The organism is Caballeronia glebae (assembly GCF_001545035.1).
Lineage (GTDB): Bacteria > Pseudomonadota > Gammaproteobacteria > Burkholderiales > Burkholderiaceae > Caballeronia > Caballeronia glebae.
Window position 1 is genome coordinate 21,648 of the sequence record NZ_FCOJ02000051.1, and the last position, 16,867, is coordinate 38,514.

Genomic DNA, 16,867 nt, shown 5'->3' on the forward strand with positions numbered 1-16,867 from the left:
GCTGAAGGCCCATCTTGAACCGGTTATTTCCCTTTCTTCAGCACATGAATCTTGTTGCTCTCGACCCAGCCTTCGGTTTTCGTCAGGTAAGCCTTGACATGCGGCGATATGCAATGCGCGTTGAAAGTTTCCAGGCTTTCCCATCGTTCGATAAAGACGAAGCAGCGCGGCTCTTGCATATCGCGGTACATCTCGTACTGAAGCACGCCGTCTTCTTCGTGAACGGGCGCGAGCAAGCCTTCGAGCGCGTCGGCCAACTTCTCCTCGTAGCCCGGCTTTGCAAAAGAGATGGCAATCGCGGATACCTCGGACATGGTGTTCTCCTGTCGACTTGAAGAAGGAAAGGCGAGGATATACGCGAGCTTCGGAGAACAAAAGCGCGCTCTTGCGATAGGTCAGTGCAAATCGCAACGTCGCAGGCAATCAGACGAGGCCGCGGACTAGGTGTTTCCCTTAGGAAGCGCGGGCTTTGAATGATCGGCCACCCTAATGCCGACAGGCGAAAGACGCTGTGACGGGCGTCTGCGGACGGTCTGCATGCCGACCGAAGATCAGTTCAGCAATGCTTACCCTCAACGCCAGAAAAACCAACTAGACCTAACCGTCAACTGGGAAATAACCTTCATCAAACAGCAACGCCCACTTATGAACCAGCAGTTGGACGGCATGGAAATCTACGACTACATCATCATCGGAGCGGGATCGGCGGGCTGCGCGCTTGCACGTGGCCTGAGCGATAACCCAGAGAACAAGGTCTTGCTTCTGGAAGCCGGGCCTCCCGCCGACAGGTTCTGGGTGAACACACCGGCCGGCATGGCGAAGCTGTACTTTCATAAAGAGCTCAACTGGAATTACCACACCGATTCGATGCCGGCGCTTTACAACCGAAAGATGTATTGGCCGCGCGGTAAGACACTGGGGGGCTCGAGTTCCATCAACGGAATGATCTTTATTCGTGGACATCGTAACGACTTCGACAGTTGGCGCGACCTGGGAAATCCGGGGTGGGGCTACGACGATCTCCTGACGTACTTCAAACAGATGGAGCACAACGAGCGCGGCGCGAACGACTATCGCGGCGCAGGCGGACCGCTGTGGGTCAGCGATCCCGTATTGCAGGTCCGTAGCTCACGTGATTTTATCGAGGCCGCGGCGCGTTTGGGCGTTCCTCCCACGGAGGACTTCAACGGTGCAGTGCACGACGGCGTCGGCTTCATGCAGCACACCATTCGCGGAGGACGACGCTACTCCGCCTACACGGCCTTCGTGGAACCCGTGCGTCACCGGCGCAACCTGACGGTGCTGACTGAGGTCGCTGTGCAACGCATCGTGCTGAAGGGCAATGTGGCGACAGGTGTCGAAGTCGTTGTTAAGGGAGAGCGTAGGACGTTCGATGCAGCGAAGGAAGTGATTCTGTCGGCCGGATCGCTCAACTCGCCGCAGATACTCATGCTATCCGGCATCGGGCCGGACGAAGAGTTGCAAAGACACGGCATTAAAACGCTCGTTGACATACCGGGCGTGGGGCTCAATCTCCAAGACCACTTTTATGTGCATGGAAGCTATCACTCGACGCCGGATAGTTCCTACAACCTCGAATTGGGCGGCTTCCGGAAGTATCTCGAAGGCGCACGCTATCTGCTGACGCGCAAAGGCTATCTGGCGCTCGGCTCCTCGCAAGTCGGCGCCTTCGTGAAGAGCCGTCCCGAAGAAGCGTATGCGGACTTGCAGATCAGCTTCCGGCCGATGACCTTTACCTACCATCCTGGCGGCCAGTGCGAAGTGGATCGTCAGCCAGGCATGGGCGTATCGGTGTACCTGCTGCGTCCGCGCGCCACTGGGACCGTGACCTTGCGCTCTTCGAAGCCTGACGATCCCGCCGTGTTCAAGCCCAACTTCCTGAGCAACGACGACGACAACAGGGCGATGATCGCGGGCGTGAAGATGATTCGTCGAATCATGTCGACGGCGCCGATCGCATCGCGCGTCATCGAAGAAGAGATTCCCGGTCCGATGGTCGAGACGGACGAGCAGATTCTTCAATGGATGGCGATGACCGGCAACTCCGCACACCATCAGGCGGGCACCTGCAAGATGGGCCGCGACCGCCTCGCTGTCGTGGATGAGCGCCTGCGCGTGAGAGGGGTCGAGCGCTTGCGGGTGGCGGATGCATCGATCATGCCGCATCTCACGTCGGGTAACACCAACGCGCCGTCCATCATGATCGGCGTGAAGGCGGCCGACATGATTGCGAAGGACGCTTCGTCTCGTCGAGACATTCGCGAGATCGAGAGAGTGTCCGCGGTCTGAACCAGCTAAGCAAAAGGAATTTCTTCAATGTCAACCGCAAGTCTTCAAAGCGATCAAAGCAAGGTGCAAACTCATTATCCGCGCGTCGGCCTGTTCATCGATGGCGAGTGGATCTACGACCGCGAAACAGCGGTCGAAGTAAGAAACCCGGCTACGGAAGAAGTACTGGGACAGGTGCCGAAGGCGACAGGCGACGATCTCTCGCGTGCCCTGGACGCAGCCGCACGCGGATTCTCAATCTGGCGCGACACACCGCCCCAGCAGCGCGTCAAGATCATCCAGAAAGCAGCGGCTTTGATGCGCGAGCGGCTCGAGCTCATCGCCACGACGATCACGCTGGAAAACGGCAAGCTCTACTCCGATGCCTACGCGGAAGCCGACCGTTCGATGAACTTCTTCGAATGGAATGCGGCGCAGTCACTACGCGACTACGGGTTGATCGTGCCCGGCGAACCGCAGATGCAGAAGTTCATCTTGCGGCAGCCGATCGGACCGGTGGCCGCATTCACGCCGTGGAACGTACCGATCAGTTCGGCCGCCCGCAAAGTCAGTGCCGCTTTGTCGGCGGGGTGCTCAGTCATTCTGAAGGCGGCCGAAGAAACGCCCGCTACCGCATGTCTCGTGGTGAAGGCCTTCGAAGAGGCGGGGTTGCCGCCTGGCGTGCTGAATCTCGTGTTCGGCAATCCGGCGGAAATATCGTCGGCCCTCATTGCTTCGCCTGTCATTCGGCTCGTCACGTTTACGGGGTCGGTGCAGGTCGGCAAGCACCTCACGCAACTCGCCGCGGCGGCTATGAAGCCCGTCTTGATGGAACTCGGCGGTCACGCTCCGGTACTGGTCTGCGAGGGTGTGAATGGCGCGGCAGTCGGACGGCTCGCGGCGCGCGGCAAGACGAACGCGAGCGGACAGATCTGCGCGTCGCCATCACGGTTCATCGTTCACAGCAGCGTGTATGACGACTTCGTCGCCGCTTTCGCCGATGCGGTGAAGGATGTCCGCGTCGGCGACGGCTTCAGCAAGACCGCGCAGATGGGGCCGGTGGCAAGCGCACGGCGGCTGGCGGCCATGCAATCTTTCGTGGCGGACGCCCGGCAACGCGGTGCGCGCGTGGCTGCCGGAGGCGAGCGTATTGGCGATCGCGGCTACTTTTTCGCGCCGACCGTTCTTGCCGACGTCCCGAACGACGCGGACGCGATGACGATAGAGCCCTTCGGCCCGCTTGCTGCTTGCGTGCGCGTCGACGATCTCAGCGAGGCCGTTGCGCTGGCCAACAGCCTCTCGGTCGGACTGGCCGCGTATGCCTTTACCAACTCATTGGAGGACGCGGAGCGTATCGGTCGCGAACTGGAGTGCGGGGTCCTCTCCATCAACCATTTCGGCACGCCGGACGCCGATACGCCTTTTGGCGGTGTCAAGGACAGCGGCATCGGGCGTGAAGGCGGCCCATCGACGCTCGACGCCTATATGGTCACGAAGACAGTGCTGCAAAAGACGGTGCGCATTTAACAAAAAGCTCAATACCAGAAGATTCGTTCAAAAACGAGCGCAGACGTACGTTCATTGAAATTCCTACGCCCGGCGTCACTAAAGAAAACGTATCCAGTTTGCGTGCTTCAGTAGTAAGCGCCGCCGCAACACGATCTAAGTAACGAAAGCAGCAAGACAACATAACAAATCGACGGAGACGTAAATGAAGAATCAATCCAGGAAAGTGTGCGTGATTTGGCTGGCGAGCGCGTTGGCGTTCATGGCGGACGTCGCTCTGGCGAAGGACATCACGCTTGGCTACGTTGCTGCGGGCATGCAGTACCCGTTCAACGTTGCGGCGGCAAAAGGCTTCGAGGCGGCGGCGAAGGCGGCCGGCGTCAAGACGATCGTCCTCGATGCGAAAACCAGTGTCGAGCGCCAGGGGAATTCGGTCGATGACCTCATCGCGCAAAAGGTGGATGGCATCGCCGTCCTGCCGATCGACGCCGTGGTCGCGCAGGCCTGGGTCGATCGGGCCGCGTCTCACAACATACCGATCGTGGCCGTGGCGACGCAGGTCGGTGATCCGCAGAAGCATCCTGTGAAGGATGTTTATCCGAAGCTGACCGCGCTGGTTGCGAGCGACGAAGTGCATGCGGGATACAACGCCGGGCAAATCGCCGTGACGCTGCTCCCCAAGGGGCGCACCGCGAATATCGCAATCGTCGAGGGTGCGCCCGGTTATCCGACCGTATGGCAGACCACCCAGGGTTTCAAGGAGGCGCTCGACAAGGCGGGGATCAAGTATCGCATCGTGGCCTCGCAGCCTACCGACTGGACGCCCGAGAAAGGCGAGTCGGTCTGCCAGAACATGCTGACGGCGCACCCGGACATCGATTTGTTCTTCAATCAGGCCGATGACATGGTGATCGGCTGCGCTCGCGCTGTGCGTTCCGCAGGCTCACACGCCAAGCTCATCGGGCGCGGTGGATCGCGTCTTGGCATCAATGCGATCAAGGTCGGCGACGTCGATGGAACCGTCTGCATCCAGCCAGGAAAGATGGGGCAGCTCGCGTTCAAGGCGCTGTACGCAGCGGTGACGAACCCCGGCGGGCCGAAGGCACAGTTCGTCGATGTCGACACGCCTCAGGTCACCAAGGCGAGCCTCGCGCAATGCGTGCCCGAGTGGTAAGCACGAGCGACGACAACCGATGTGGCAGGAGAGAGACAAATGGCAAACGAAGTCCCGCTGTTGCAGCTTGAGGGTGTGACGAAGACGTTCCCGAACGGGCTGACCGCGCTTCGCGGAGTCAATCTGGAAGTGTCGCGCGGTACGGTGCACGGATTACTGGGCGCAAACGGCGCTGGCAAATCGACGCTCATCAAGATTCTCTCCGGCTCGCTTGCAGCCACCGGCGGACGAATCGTCTGGAAGGGCGCCGCGGTCGAATATTCGAGTCCGAAAGCCGCGAACGACATGGGCATTGCGACCATCCACCAGCACATTCCGCTCGTGCCGACGCTCTCAGTGCTCGAGAACGTATTCCTGGGCGAAGAGGGCCGGTGGCGACGAAACACGAAGATACGGCAGCGGTTCTCGGAATTGTGCGAGCGCGTCGGATACTGGCTCGAGCCGGACGGTCTGGTAAGCGATCTGTCCATCGGGCAGCGTCAGATGGTCGCGATTTTGCAAGCGCTTGGCACGGGCGCCGAAATGATCGTGATGGACGAGCCGACAGCGTCCCTTGCCGCAAGTGAACGCGAGGTGGTGTATCGCATCGTGCGGCATCTTTCGAGAGTTGAGAAGAAGGCGATTGTATTTGTCTCGCATTTTCTCGATGAAGTGATCGCGCTCACGGACCGCGTGACGATTCTGAGAGATGGGCAGGCGGTGGTGGACGCGCAGACGCGTGATCTCGACGAATCGCGTATCGCTGAAGCCATCGTCGGCCGGCAGATCGTCGCGCTCGAACAGGCGACGTCGCGGCCCGTCGATGCGGCGGCCCCTGTGCTGCTGGAACTGAAGGGCCTCGCGTCTCGAGACAAGCTCGAGCCGATCTCCTTGAGCGTCAGGGCCGGCGAAGTCGTGGGCGTTGCCGGCCTCCTCGGCTCGGGTCGCAGCGAGCTGCTGCATGCGATTTTCGGCGCGGACCCGGACGCCACGGGAGAAGTACGCGTTGAAGGCCGGCTGCTCCGCCAGTCGACGGCGTCCGCAGTGAAGGCGGGGCTGGCGCTCGTGCCTGAGGACCGTATGGCGCAGGGTCTCGTGCCCGGCTTCGAAATTTGGCGCAACACGACGCTTCCCGCGCTCGATGGCGTATCGCGCGGAGGCTGGCTGCCGGACCGGATGCAAGAGCAGCAGCGAGGCGCAGAGGCCATCCGGCGCTTATCGATCAAGGCGAACTCGCCGGACATTCTCGTAACCGAACTGAGCGGTGGAAACGCGCAAAAAGTGACCATTGCGAAGTGGCTGTTCAGCGATGTAAAGGTGTTCCTGCTGGACGAGCCGACCGCCGGAATCGACATCGGTGCGAAGACCGACATTCTGTTGCTCGTGCGAGAACTGGCGGCCGCGGGAAAGGCGGTGATCGTCGTATCGTCGGAGTTCGAGGAAATCCTGGCGGTGAGCAGTCGGGTCCTGGTCATGCGTGATGGACGCTGCATCGCCGAGCGCCTGGGCCACGAAACCTCCGAGCACGAACTGATTCTGCTGTCAGGCGGCACGAGTGCAAACTCGGCGAGCACGCCACATGCAGCCGCGCAATCTTGAAAGAGTGAGTAATGATGAACCTGACGACTTCCACCCATTCCGGCCCGTCTCATGGCGGCAACGGTTCTTCGGGCGGCCCAACCGAGGGCGTGACCGCGACGACGCAGACACACGCGACGGACTGGCGGCGCTTACTCGGTCTGCGCGAAATGGGCGTCTACTATGCCCTCATCTTGCTGGTCCTGGTCATCTCTGGCGTCACGGTTTATACCGGCAGGCCCAGTTACCTCAGTGTGGCGAATATCTCCAACGTTCTTTATCAGGCGTCGCTGGTTGCGATCATCGCGGTTGCAATGACGGTGATTCTGATCACCGGCAACTTCGATCTTTCGGTCGCTTCGGTGGCGGCGCTTTCTGCCGCAGTGGTCGTCGGGCTCGCGGATACCGTCGGGTTCTGGCCGGCTGCGCTCATCGCGATGCTGGTCTCGGTTTTGGCCGGCCTGTTGAATGGCGCGATCGTCCAGTATCTCGGCATCAACGCGTTCATCGTGACGCTAGGCACTTTGACCGCGATTCGCGGAGTGGTCCAGATCTATACCGATGGCCGCTCGTTATCCGTGGACACGCCCGACGCGTTGCAGGCGATGCGGCTCTTCGAATCTGGCCGACTGCCGATAGCCGTTCCGCTTATTGTCATCGGCGCGACGCTGCTGTTGGCCGGATGCTATTTCCTGGTTCGCGCGCGCCGTGAATCGCGCAATGTCCCGGTGACGTCGTTCGGCATGCTGGCAGCCGGAGTCTGCTGCCTCGCTCTCGTCGGGGCCGGCGGGATGTCGCTCGCCATGCCGAAGCCCGTCGTGTACATGGCTGTTTTCACGCTGATCGTCTGGTTCGTTCTGAGCATGACGAACGTCGGCCGGCGGGTGTACGCGGTAGGTGGCAATCCCGAGGCGGCCCGTTTATCGGGCATCAACGTGAAGCGGTACAAGATGGCAGGATTCATTCTCTGTAGCGCGGCGGCCGGCTTCGGCGGAATCCTATTCGGTAGCCGTCTTGGCGCAGTCAATCCGACTGCGATGCAAGGCGCGGAATTGACTGTCATCGCTTCGGCGATTCTTGGCGGCACATCATTGTTTGGCGGCGCAGGCTCCGTCATCAAAACGCTTGCGGGCGCGCTGCTGCTCTTCACCCTGACAAACGGATTCAACATACTGAATCTGGGCGCGAACTATCAGGGCGTCATCGAAGGAACGGTGGTCGTGACGGCAGCGGCCATCTATACGGTCGGCGGTACGCGGCGTCGCAAGCGGTAAGCCGTGTCTGCACACGTTGCGGATTGCACGTTGCGTCCGGAGCCGTTGATGCTGACTGATCGTTTCATCGGTTCCGATGCGCTGACGGCTGCCGACCGGGAGATCATTTCGCAAGGGTTGACCGCGCTCTTGCGGGAACGGTCAGTGGCCTACGAGATCGCAGTGGACGTCGCGCTTTCTCGCGGCCTCGCCCGACCGGACGTGCGCGATTTTGGCCTGCCCGACATCCTCCGTCTCAGCCGAATAATCTAGCAGAACCCATTGTTGAGCGCGTTTGTTGATAGAAGCGCTTGTGGAGAAGAAAGGTGACAAAGCAAAGCTCGATCCGGACGCTCTCGGCCGGCTCCATCGGCAACTTCGGCGAAATCTACGACTTCGCGGTGTTCGGATTCTCCGTTCCGATTCTGTCGGCTCACTTCTTCCCCGGCAGCGATCGCACCGCCGCGCTACTCAGTACGTTCGCCGTCTATGCGGTTGCATTCTTCGCACGGCCGCTCGGCGGACTGTTGTTCGGCGTCATGGCGGACAAGGTCGGCCGTGTGAAAGTCATGGCGATGACCGTCTGGTTGATGGCGCTCGGCACCGCCGTAATCGGGCTCTTGCCCACATATGCGAGCATCGGCATTGCAGCGCCCGCGCTGCTGGTCTTTTGCCGCGTTGCTCAAGGTCTCGCACTCGGTGGCGAGACGACGGGCACGACCAGCTTCATCCTCGAATCGGCGCCGGATGACCGTAGAGGCGGTTGGATCGGTCTGACCTTGATTTTCTCGCATCTGCCCAACGCGTTGGTGGCGGGACTCTTGATCGGCCTTCAGTTTGCCGCCGGTGCAAGCGCGTATGCCGATTGGGTCTGGCGCGTTCCATTTCTGGCGGGCGGGCTTATCGGCATCGTCGGGTTCTGGCTGAGGCGCAATCTCGACGAACCGGACGAATACAAACAGGCGACTAGCAGAACCGATTCGAGGAATCCGCTGCGCACCGCAATCCGCACAGGCGGCCTCAGGGGCATGCTGAATGTGGCGATGATTCAGCCCATACAGACCGTCGGATCCTACTTGCTGCTGGGATTCATGTACACGTTCCTGGTTCGGGTGGCGAAGCTCGACCCGACATCGGCGCTCATCACGAACGCGGCGGCCATCGTCGTACTGTCGTTCATGATTCCGCTCGGCGGCGTATTAAGCGACCGGCTCGGGCGCAAGCCCGTCCTGTCCTTCGGCGCTGCCTGGCTCGCGTTCGCGGCGTATCCCGGCGTGTATCTCGCGGCAACCGGAACGATTGCCGGCGCGCTTGCCGGTCAACTGCTGCTCGCCGTGGGAGTCGGGCTGTATGGAGGCGCCTGCTTTGTTGCCGCGCCGGAGTTCTTTCCGACTGCCTTTCGAGCCACCGGGCACGCGATCTCCTACCAGGCCGCGGTGGCAATCTTCGGCGGGACGACGCCATTCATCGCGACACTTCTCGTTCAGGCGTCCGGCTCACCGCTCGCGCCCGCTTATTACGTGGCATTGGTTGCAGTCGTTTGTCTCGTCCTCGTGCAGTTCGTGCCGGAAACGAGAGGCGTGAGTTTGCGTACATCTGGCAGTGCAACGCCGAACGAGGGCGCTTCGCGCGTCGCACATGAACTGAGATAAGGCCAGGCCGGTTGATCCAGGCGATAAGTCTTGATGGCGTTCTCGCGAAAGATCTTGCGCCGGTCAGCGTGCAACAGGTGCTGCGTGGCGCGGTCGACGATATCGACCCATTGCCCGTAGCTTGCCGCGAGTTCCAGCACAGGCCAGTCGCCGCCGAAATGCCCGATCCACGCCGAAGCGGTCGATCGTGTGATCAATGAGCGGCGGCACCTGGTCTTCGCTCCATGTCGCATGATCGGCCTGCGTTAATGAGCCTGAGAGTTTGCAGGTTACGTTGGGCAGCGACGATAGCTCGCTCATGGACTCGTGCCATGAGCCGAGCCAATTCTCCCTGTCCTCGGGCTTGCCCATTTGGTCTGGCACGAACGACACCGAGGGGCATCTGCTCACCATCTCGATCGTATGTTCGGACTGGTGCGGGTCAATGCATATGTCGAAGGAAAGATTGTATTTCGGCAATAGGCTGACGGCTTCCAGAAAGTCGCGCTGCAAGATGACCGCCGAGTCGGGCATGTTCTGAATAAGACGCAGTATCCCGCGAACCGCGCGCAGGCGCGACAGACGCGGTATTTTCAAGGGAGTCGCCTGTATCTAGTTCTTGGCGAATTCGATTCGCACGATGCCGCTGCCGATCGCCTGGGCCAGGCCAGCGGGGTCGTCCACGAGGCCGAGGCGTGTGTACGAGTAGGACGAGTTGAAAGTCAGGTAGAAGACGACCAGGGTCCTCGACCCGTACAGCATGAGATCGCCGTTGCGTATCGTGCCGGGCCGGTTGGCGTTCGTGGGCAGAGATTTTGGCAGCTCGGCGTGCTTCTCGTTGCTGTTGAGGTCGGCCATGTCGATCGAGAGCGGCAGCATCGCCGCGAACGCGCGGGCGGCTTCGGTATCGGCCAGGGTGATGGCGAAGCGGTGTTCGCCGATGTTCATCCACATCCGAGATTTCTCCGGTTGGGCAGTGGCTGGGGAACTGGCGGCGATGACGGTGGTGGGCGAGCCTGACGCGCCAGGCTGGGCCGCGTCACATGCTCCGAGCACGAGCAGGCCGCAAAGTACGCCAAGCCCCCGCACAGCCCGCCGGCCATGCGCATGGCGGTTCTTTACGGCCGGCAGGCGTTGGCTATTGCGAACGACGCCGAGGCTCGTGGTCATGGCTTCCTCTTAGTGTGATACGCGGCTCACGCCGCCTGCCGGACTTGCGAACGGAAGGTGATGAAGGCGAGAAAATCCGCAAACAGCAGCGCCGCAGCACTTGCCATGAAGGTGCTTGTAGCCTGTCGACTCGAACAGCAGGCCACCCATGGCCGAACCCAGTGCGATGGCCAACTGGGATGCCAGCGCCTTAAGAAAAGTGCGCCGGTGGCGAAGCCAGCCTAGCTCACCCACGGTTTTCGCGATCGCTGATGTTCTGCGTGCTCATGTTCGATACCTTTCAAGTTAGAGAATTCGTTACTAAAGCTTGGCGGGGCAGCGGTCGCGATGGTCATCGACATTGACTTTTCATGCCATGAGTGTTGGCGCACGGAAAATGCTTAGAGGGCCATAAGACTAGCTATTCCGTAATACATGGGAGGCTGCATCATGGGCGGATCACCCGCAGCGAGCATGTCCTTCAGACCACTTTGCTGCCCAAGCTCACTCCGTTACTGCTCGAATACCCTCGACATAAGGTCTAGTTCGACATTAACGACGGATTCGGGACATCGTGGCCGACCGCTTCGACCCGGACGTGCGTCTGGGCGACACCATCGACACTAATTTCGATACGCGGCTCGCCCTCGCATTGCGTCCACCCGCATCCGGCTGTCACCAAGAGCGTCTGACCGAGCGGGTGCGTATGCCACGCGGTACGCGCGCCGGGCTCGGAGGTCACACTCGCGCACGACACGTGTGGAGCGTTGAGCGGATCGATCCGCACAGTACCTGTGAACCATTCCTCCGGTCCTTTGATCGACGGCTCTGAGCCAGCGCGTTTAAGTTGCATATTTTTCTTCCAAAAAAGAGGTCCGCGTACCCCTTCGATGGGACGCCCGGCCGACGGCTTGCGGGCTGCGCCGGTGCGGAGCTAGACACCGCCGGTAGCGTGCAACGCAAGAAACAACAGATCGCGGCGATCGGTCGTCTAGCGCTGCGCGACGCACTCACGCGATTCCCATCAGGATTTTGTCGAGCGTAATTGGATAATCGCGCACGCGTACACCGGTAGCGTTGTAAAGCGCATTGGCGATCGCTGCGCCCACGCCGCAGATGCCGAGCTCGCCCACGCCTTTCGCCTTCATCGAGGAGGTCGGGTCTGCTTCGTCAAGAAACACCACTTCCTGATGCGGAATGTCGGCATGGACAGGCACCTCATAAGCAGCCAAATCGTGATTGATGAACATGCCGTAGCGCTTGTCGACCACGAGGTCTTCCATGAGCGCTGCGCCTACGCCCATCGTCATCGCACCGATAACCTGACTTCTGGCGGCCTTAGGATTAAGGATTCTGCCCGCTGCGCAGACGGCGAGCATGCGACGCACGCGGATCTCGGCAGTCGCCGCGTCGACGCCGACTTCGACGAAGTGCGCACCGAAAGTCGATTGTTGATAGCGCTTTGCCAGATCGCCGTATTCCATGGTGTCTTCGACGACGATTTCGCCGGAAGATGCTGCTTCGGCAAGCCGCACATTGCGCCCGCCCGAGCGTACGCGCTCATCCGCAAAAACGACATCCGTACCGTGCATTTCAAGCTTGTTGGCCACTGCATTACGTAGCTTCATCAGGCAGCATAAACGCCGGCGGTTGAGCTGTTTCCACCCCACTGGCCACCCGAGCCGGAGGAAACGGGAAACGTCGAGTCGCCGAGACGTACAGAAATCTTGTCGAGTGGTAGACCCATCATCTCGGCTGCGGTCTGCGCAATGATGGTGTATGTCCCTGTGCCGATGTCGGTCATGTCGGTCTCGACCGTCACGAACCCTCGCCGATCCAGCCTCACTCGTGCACCCGACTTCATCGAAATATTGTTTCTGAACGCCGAGGCGGTGCCCATGCCGACCAGCCAGCGGCCGTCGCGTACTTGCCCTGGACGGGCGTTACGCTTCTGCCAGCCAAACTTTTTGGCCCCCACGCGGAAGCACTCGATGAGCTGACGCTGCGAGAAGGGCCGTTCGGGCTGTTCCGGATCGACCTGGGTGTCGTTGATTCTGCGGAACTCAATCGGGTCGATCTTAAGTTGTTCCGCCATCTCGTCCATTGCGACTTCAAGGGCCATCATGCCCGGCGCTTCGCCAGGCGCACGCATCGCGTTACCCTCGGGCAAATGCAAAGTAGCAAGACGCATTGCCGTCATGCGGTTCGCGCCCGCATAAATGAGGCGCGTCTGACCGACGGCGGTCTCGGGTTGCCCATTTGGCTGGTCACCGGACCAGCTTTCATGCGCGATGGCCGTGATTTTTCCGTTCGCGTCTGCGCCGATGCGGATGCGCTGGATGGTCGCCGGTCGATGCGTCGTGTTGTTAAACATGAGCGGGCGCGTGAGCGCGACCTTCACAGCACGGCCCGCGGCTTTTGCGCCAAGCGCGGCCAACAGCGCGTCGCTGCGCACGAAGAGCTTGCCGCCAAATCCTCCGCCAATGTAAGGCGAAATCAAGCGCACGTTCTCGCGGGGAATGCCAAGCGTCTTGGCGACGTCGCCTGCTCCCCATGCAATCATCTGGTTTGAAGTCCACAGCGTCAGTTTGTCGCCGGTCCATGCCGCGATAGACGCGTGCGGTTCCATCATTGCGTGGCTTTGATCGGGCGTGGTGTACGTCGCATCAAGGCGCATTGGAGCCAGGGAGAATGCGCCATCGAAATCACCCGTGCGCGTCGCCGGTTCGCCCCAGTAACCGCTCCCCGCCATGCCGGCCGTGTCTTTCGCTGCGGCAAGGTCGTAGCTTCCGTCCTCGGCGACATAGTCGATACGAATCTTCTGCGCCGCGTCGCGCGCCTGTTCAAAAGTGTTGGCCACGACCAGCGCCACGGCCTGGTGATAGTGGTCAATTTGCGGGCCGCCCAACAGCTTGACCGTATTGAAGTCGCCCTTCGTCAAATTACCGGCACTTCCGGCCGTGACGATCGCAACCACTCCTGGTGCCGCCTTCGCGGCCGTGAGATTCATCGACGTGATGCGTCCGCGCGCGATTGCGGCACCCACAACAAAGCCATAGGCAGGATCGCGGGTCGAGTCGTGCCATTCGTATGCATAGGTCGCGGTGCCTGTCACTTTGTGACGTCCGTCGATGCGGTCCGTCGCATGACCGATGTGTTTTAGGCGGTCGATCGGATTCTTGGTGGCGGGGGTATCGAACTTCATTGGCTCACCTCCTTCGCTTCGGTCAGTACCGCGTCGAGCGTGCGCTCTGCCAGCGTTACCTTGTACCCGTTATCGCATGTCGGCTTGGCATCCGCCATGAGACGCGACATCACCGCGCGCGCGCCATTCGGAAGTTCGGCTTCAGCCGCTTCGATGCGCCAGGGCATCGGCGCCACGCCGCCTAGCGCAACCCGGCCCGTGCCATCTTTGCGCACGATTGCGGCGACCGATACCAGCGCAAATGCATACGACGCGCGGTCACGAACCTTGTGATAAATGTGCGTGCCTCCAATGGGCTTCGGCAGCGTGACACTTGTGATCAGTTCTGCCGGTTCCAGCGCGTTCTCCAGATGCGGCGTCTTGCCTGGAAGCCGGTAGAAATCGGCGATGGGTATGTTTCTCACCGTACCATCCGCGCGAACGGTGTTGATGGTCGCGTCAAGCGCTCGCAATGCAACGGCCATGTCGCCGGGATAGGTGGCGATACAGGCATTACTGCCACCGATCACGGCCAAGGACCGGCTGCTTCCTTGAAGCGCCGAACAGCCGCTGCCGGGCACGCGCTTATTGCACGGGAGGTTGGTGTCGTAGAAGTAAGGGCAACGCGTGCGTTGAAGCAGATTGCCCGCGGTCGTCGCCTTGTTTCTCAGTTGACCAGACGCACCGGCGAGTAATGCCCGCGGGAGCAAGGGATAGTTGCGGCGCGCTGTCTGATTCGCCGCAAGATCCGTGTTGCGCACAAGCGCGCCGACTTGCAGTCCGCCATCGGGCGTCGTCTCGATCCGATCGAAGCCAAGCCCGTTGATATCAATCAAATGAACCGGCGTCTCGATCTGCAACTTCATCAGATCAAGCAGGTTCGTTCCGCCAGCAATGAACTTCGCGCCCGGCGTCTGCTGGGCAGCAGTTGCGGCGGCGGCAGGCGTCGAGGGACGCTCGTAGGTGAACGGTTTCATGCCCGACCTCCCGCGACCTCGGTAATCGCCTCGGCGATGTTGGAGTAGGCTCCGCAGCGACAAATGTTGCCACTCATGCGTTCGCGCACTTCCATGTTGGTCGGACGGGGAGGAGCCAGCAAGTCCGTACTGACGTGGCTGGGGACACCGGCCTTGATCTCATCGAGCACGGCGACGGCGGAGCAGATCTGCCCGGGCGTACAGTAGCCGCACTGAAAGCCGTCGTGCTTGACGAACGCCGCCTGCATCGGATGCAGGTTCGCCGGCGTGCCGAGGCCTTCAATGGTGACGACCTGGCTGCCCTGATGCATCACAGCAAGCGTCAGACACGAGTTGATGCGCCGTCCGTCGACGATCACGGTGCAGGCGCCGCATTGCCCATGATCGCAGCCCTTTTTGGTGCCAGTTAGATGCAGCTGTTCACGCAGCGCGTCGAGCAGCGTCGTGCGGGTGTCCAGCGAAAGTTCGCGCGGCACGCCGTTTACATACAGCGCGACCTTCGATGCTGGCACGGTGGCGGCACCCGGCGGAGGTGCTTCGGCGGACATGCCGGAAATCGACACCGAACCGCCGGCGATTGTGGCAGCGCCCATTCCCGCCAGTTTTAGAAGATTTCGCCGAGTGATATTCAGATTGTCGTCCCCGGCGTTGCAATTGGCGGCGACGCCGTCAACGTGCTTGCTACTAGCGTTCATATTTTTCGCTCCTAGAAACGCGCGCACGGCGGCGAGCGTGCTCAAGGCTCCAACTATAAGGGCGCTAAGCCGGCCGATTCATGATCCGTATTCATAAGCGCGATGAGTCTTCATGGGTTAATCCCATTGACAGCCTGCTGTAAATTAGCGCCTTGGTCGAGCCTTTTGCTTCGCAAAGGCGCCGCTCTCGCCGCATCTAAGCATTAATTTTCTTTCCAATGACCCGATCCACCCTATCGAACAAACAGGTATGGGGCGCTGTGCTTTCCATGTCGCTCTGTGCCTTCGCCCTCGTCGCATCAGAGTTCTTGCCCGTCAGCCTTCTGACGCCCATCGCACATGAGCTTTCCCTAAGCGAAGGGCAGGCGGGGCAGGCGATTTCTGTGTCGGGATTTTTTGCGGTTCTGACGAGCCTTTCTGTGTCAACGTTGACGCGACGTTTTGACCGAAAGAAGGTGATTCTCTCGCTGACAGCGCTGATGGTAGCCTCGGGCGTTCTCGTGGCCGTGGCGCCCACCTACACTGTCTTGATGCTTGGGCGCGCACTCCTCGGTGTCTCAATTGGCGGATGCTGGTCAATGTCCACGGCCGTGATGATGCGCATCGCACCCGATGCTTTCGTGCCGCGTGCGATCGCGGTGGTGCAGGGCGGCAGTGCGCTTGCGACGGCAGTCGCCGCACCCGCGGGAAGTTTCCTTGGCTCGATCATTGGATGGCGAGGCGCCTTTTTCTGCGTCGTGCCCCTTGCCGCCATTGCGCTTATCTGGCAGGCGCTCACCTTGCCGAAACTACCCGTGCAGAGCCAAGCGCAGACTAGGCGCGGCGTATTTCGAATAATCAGCGACCGTCAGGTCTTATGTGGGGTCGTCGCTGTCGCTCTGTTGTTTATGGGGCAATTCGCGCTGTTCACCTACTTGCGTCCCTTTCTTGAGACGGTGACGAAGGTGGACGTGTCAATTCTGTCTTTCATGCTGCTCGTGATCGGCGCCGCAGGGTTGGGCGGCACAGTTTTCGTCGGCTCGATAATCAAACGGAATCTGCATGGCGTGTTGATCACGATTCCCTTCCTTATGAGCGGCATTGCCGTCGCGCTAATGTTTTTTGGCGAATCGGTTGCGACGACCGCGGTATTGCTGGCCGCGTGGGGTCTGATCGCTACCTCAGCACCCGTCGGTTGGTTCACGTGGCTATCTGAAACGCTCCCCGGCGATGCAGAAGCCGGCGGGGGCCTGATGGTGGCGGTTATTCAGCTTGCTATCACGCTCGGCGCGACGCTCGGCGGTCTGCTTTTCGACAGCAGCGGATATCGCGCGACGTTTGGTCTCTCAGCCGGGCTGCTTCTGGCCGGTGCGGTGCTGGCGGCGGTCGCATCGCGCGTTCGATGCGAAACCGTCGATAGGACGGCGTCACGCGCTGCAGGGCAAGTTTAAGCTAGCCCCAAGGCAGTAGTCC

12 protein-coding genes and 4 pseudogenes are annotated in these 16,867 nt (G+C 60.7%); 8 read left to right on the forward strand and 8 right to left on the reverse strand.

What is annotated here, in order from left to right; genetic code table 11:
• Positions 1–23 precede the first annotated feature (23 nt).
• The gene (locus AWB82_RS27490; RefSeq protein ID WP_062639700.1) at positions 24–314 is read right to left on the reverse strand and encodes a putative quinol monooxygenase; all 291 of its coding nucleotides are present in this window, start codon (positions 312–314) and stop codon (positions 24–26) included.
• A gap of 352 nt (positions 315–666) precedes the next feature.
• Here AWB82_RS27490 and AWB82_RS27495 point away from each other — a divergent pair, with 352 nt between their 5' ends.
• The 7 genes from AWB82_RS27495 (at position 667) to AWB82_RS27525 (ending at position 9,431) form a co-directional block, all read left to right on the forward strand.
• Positions 667–2,310, forward strand: a complete 1,644-nt coding sequence (locus AWB82_RS27495; RefSeq protein ID WP_086972508.1) for a GMC family oxidoreductase — start codon at positions 667–669, stop codon at positions 2,308–2,310.
• A 27-nt stretch (positions 2,311–2,337) separates the two neighbouring features.
• Entirely contained in the window at positions 2,338–3,816 is a 1,479-nt protein-coding gene (locus AWB82_RS27500; protein WP_086972494.1) for an NAD-dependent succinate-semialdehyde dehydrogenase, read from the forward strand.
• Between the two features lie 184 nt (positions 3,817–4,000).
• Complete coding sequence (locus AWB82_RS27505) at positions 4,001–4,969, forward strand: sugar ABC transporter substrate-binding protein (RefSeq protein ID WP_086972495.1); 969 nt, start codon at positions 4,001–4,003, stop codon at positions 4,967–4,969.
• A 39-nt stretch (positions 4,970–5,008) separates the two neighbouring features.
• Positions 5,009–6,547, forward strand: a complete 1,539-nt coding sequence (locus AWB82_RS27510) for a sugar ABC transporter ATP-binding protein (protein ID WP_062639703.1) — start codon at positions 5,009–5,011, stop codon at positions 6,545–6,547.
• Positions 6,548–6,558: 11 nt separating this feature from the next.
• Complete coding sequence (locus AWB82_RS27515; RefSeq protein WP_235023463.1) at positions 6,559–7,800, forward strand: ABC transporter permease; 1,242 nt, start codon at positions 6,559–6,561, stop codon at positions 7,798–7,800.
• Between the two features lie 48 nt (positions 7,801–7,848).
• Positions 7,849–8,052, forward strand: coding sequence for a hypothetical protein (locus AWB82_RS27520; protein ID WP_062639704.1), 204 nt, complete (start codon positions 7,849–7,851; stop codon positions 8,050–8,052).
• A gap of 53 nt (positions 8,053–8,105) precedes the next feature.
• On the forward strand, positions 8,106–9,431 hold the full coding sequence (locus AWB82_RS27525) for an MFS transporter (RefSeq protein ID WP_062639705.1): 1,326 nt from the start codon (positions 8,106–8,108) through the stop codon (positions 9,429–9,431).
• A gap of 77 nt (positions 9,432–9,508) precedes the next feature.
• On the opposite strand, the pseudogene AWB82_RS38895 reads toward AWB82_RS27525, so the two are convergent.
• The 7 genes and pseudogenes from AWB82_RS38895 to paoA all read right to left on the reverse strand — a co-directional run.
• Positions 9,509–9,664: pseudogene (locus AWB82_RS38895) on the reverse strand (hypothetical protein); the annotation flags it as partial.
• Positions 9,654–9,944 (reverse strand): annotated as a pseudogene (locus tag AWB82_RS27530) (amidohydrolase family protein); the annotation flags it as partial. The pseudogenes AWB82_RS27530 and AWB82_RS38895, both read right to left, overlap by 11 nt.
• A gap of 78 nt (positions 9,945–10,022) precedes the next feature.
• Positions 10,023–10,580 (reverse strand): cyclophilin-like fold protein, encoded by a 558-nt coding sequence (locus AWB82_RS38545; RefSeq protein ID WP_235023464.1) that lies wholly within the window; start codon positions 10,578–10,580, stop codon positions 10,023–10,025.
• A 589-nt stretch (positions 10,581–11,169) separates the two neighbouring features.
• Positions 11,170–11,412 (reverse strand): annotated as a pseudogene (locus AWB82_RS38555) ((R)-mandelonitrile lyase); the annotation flags it as partial.
• Between the two features lie 157 nt (positions 11,413–11,569).
• Positions 11,570–13,764, reverse strand: a pseudogene (gene paoC, locus AWB82_RS27550) (aldehyde oxidoreductase molybdenum-binding subunit PaoC).
• Positions 13,761–14,720 (reverse strand): FAD binding domain-containing protein, encoded by a 960-nt coding sequence (locus tag AWB82_RS27555; protein ID WP_086972497.1) that lies wholly within the window; start codon positions 14,718–14,720, stop codon positions 13,761–13,763. The pseudogene paoC and the gene AWB82_RS27555 overlap by 4 nt, the downstream one beginning before the upstream one ends.
• Positions 14,717–15,460, reverse strand: coding sequence for an aldehyde dehydrogenase iron-sulfur subunit PaoA (gene paoA / locus AWB82_RS27560; protein ID WP_268811044.1), 744 nt, complete (start codon positions 15,458–15,460; stop codon positions 14,717–14,719). The genes AWB82_RS27555 and paoA overlap by 4 nt, the downstream gene beginning before the upstream one ends.
• A gap of 173 nt (positions 15,461–15,633) precedes the next feature.
• Here paoA and AWB82_RS27565 point away from each other — a divergent pair, with 173 nt between their 5' ends.
• The gene (locus AWB82_RS27565; RefSeq protein ID WP_086972498.1) at positions 15,634–16,845 is read left to right on the forward strand and encodes an MFS transporter; all 1,212 of its coding nucleotides are present in this window, start codon (positions 15,634–15,636) and stop codon (positions 16,843–16,845) included.
• Positions 16,846–16,867: the final 22 nt, after the last annotated feature.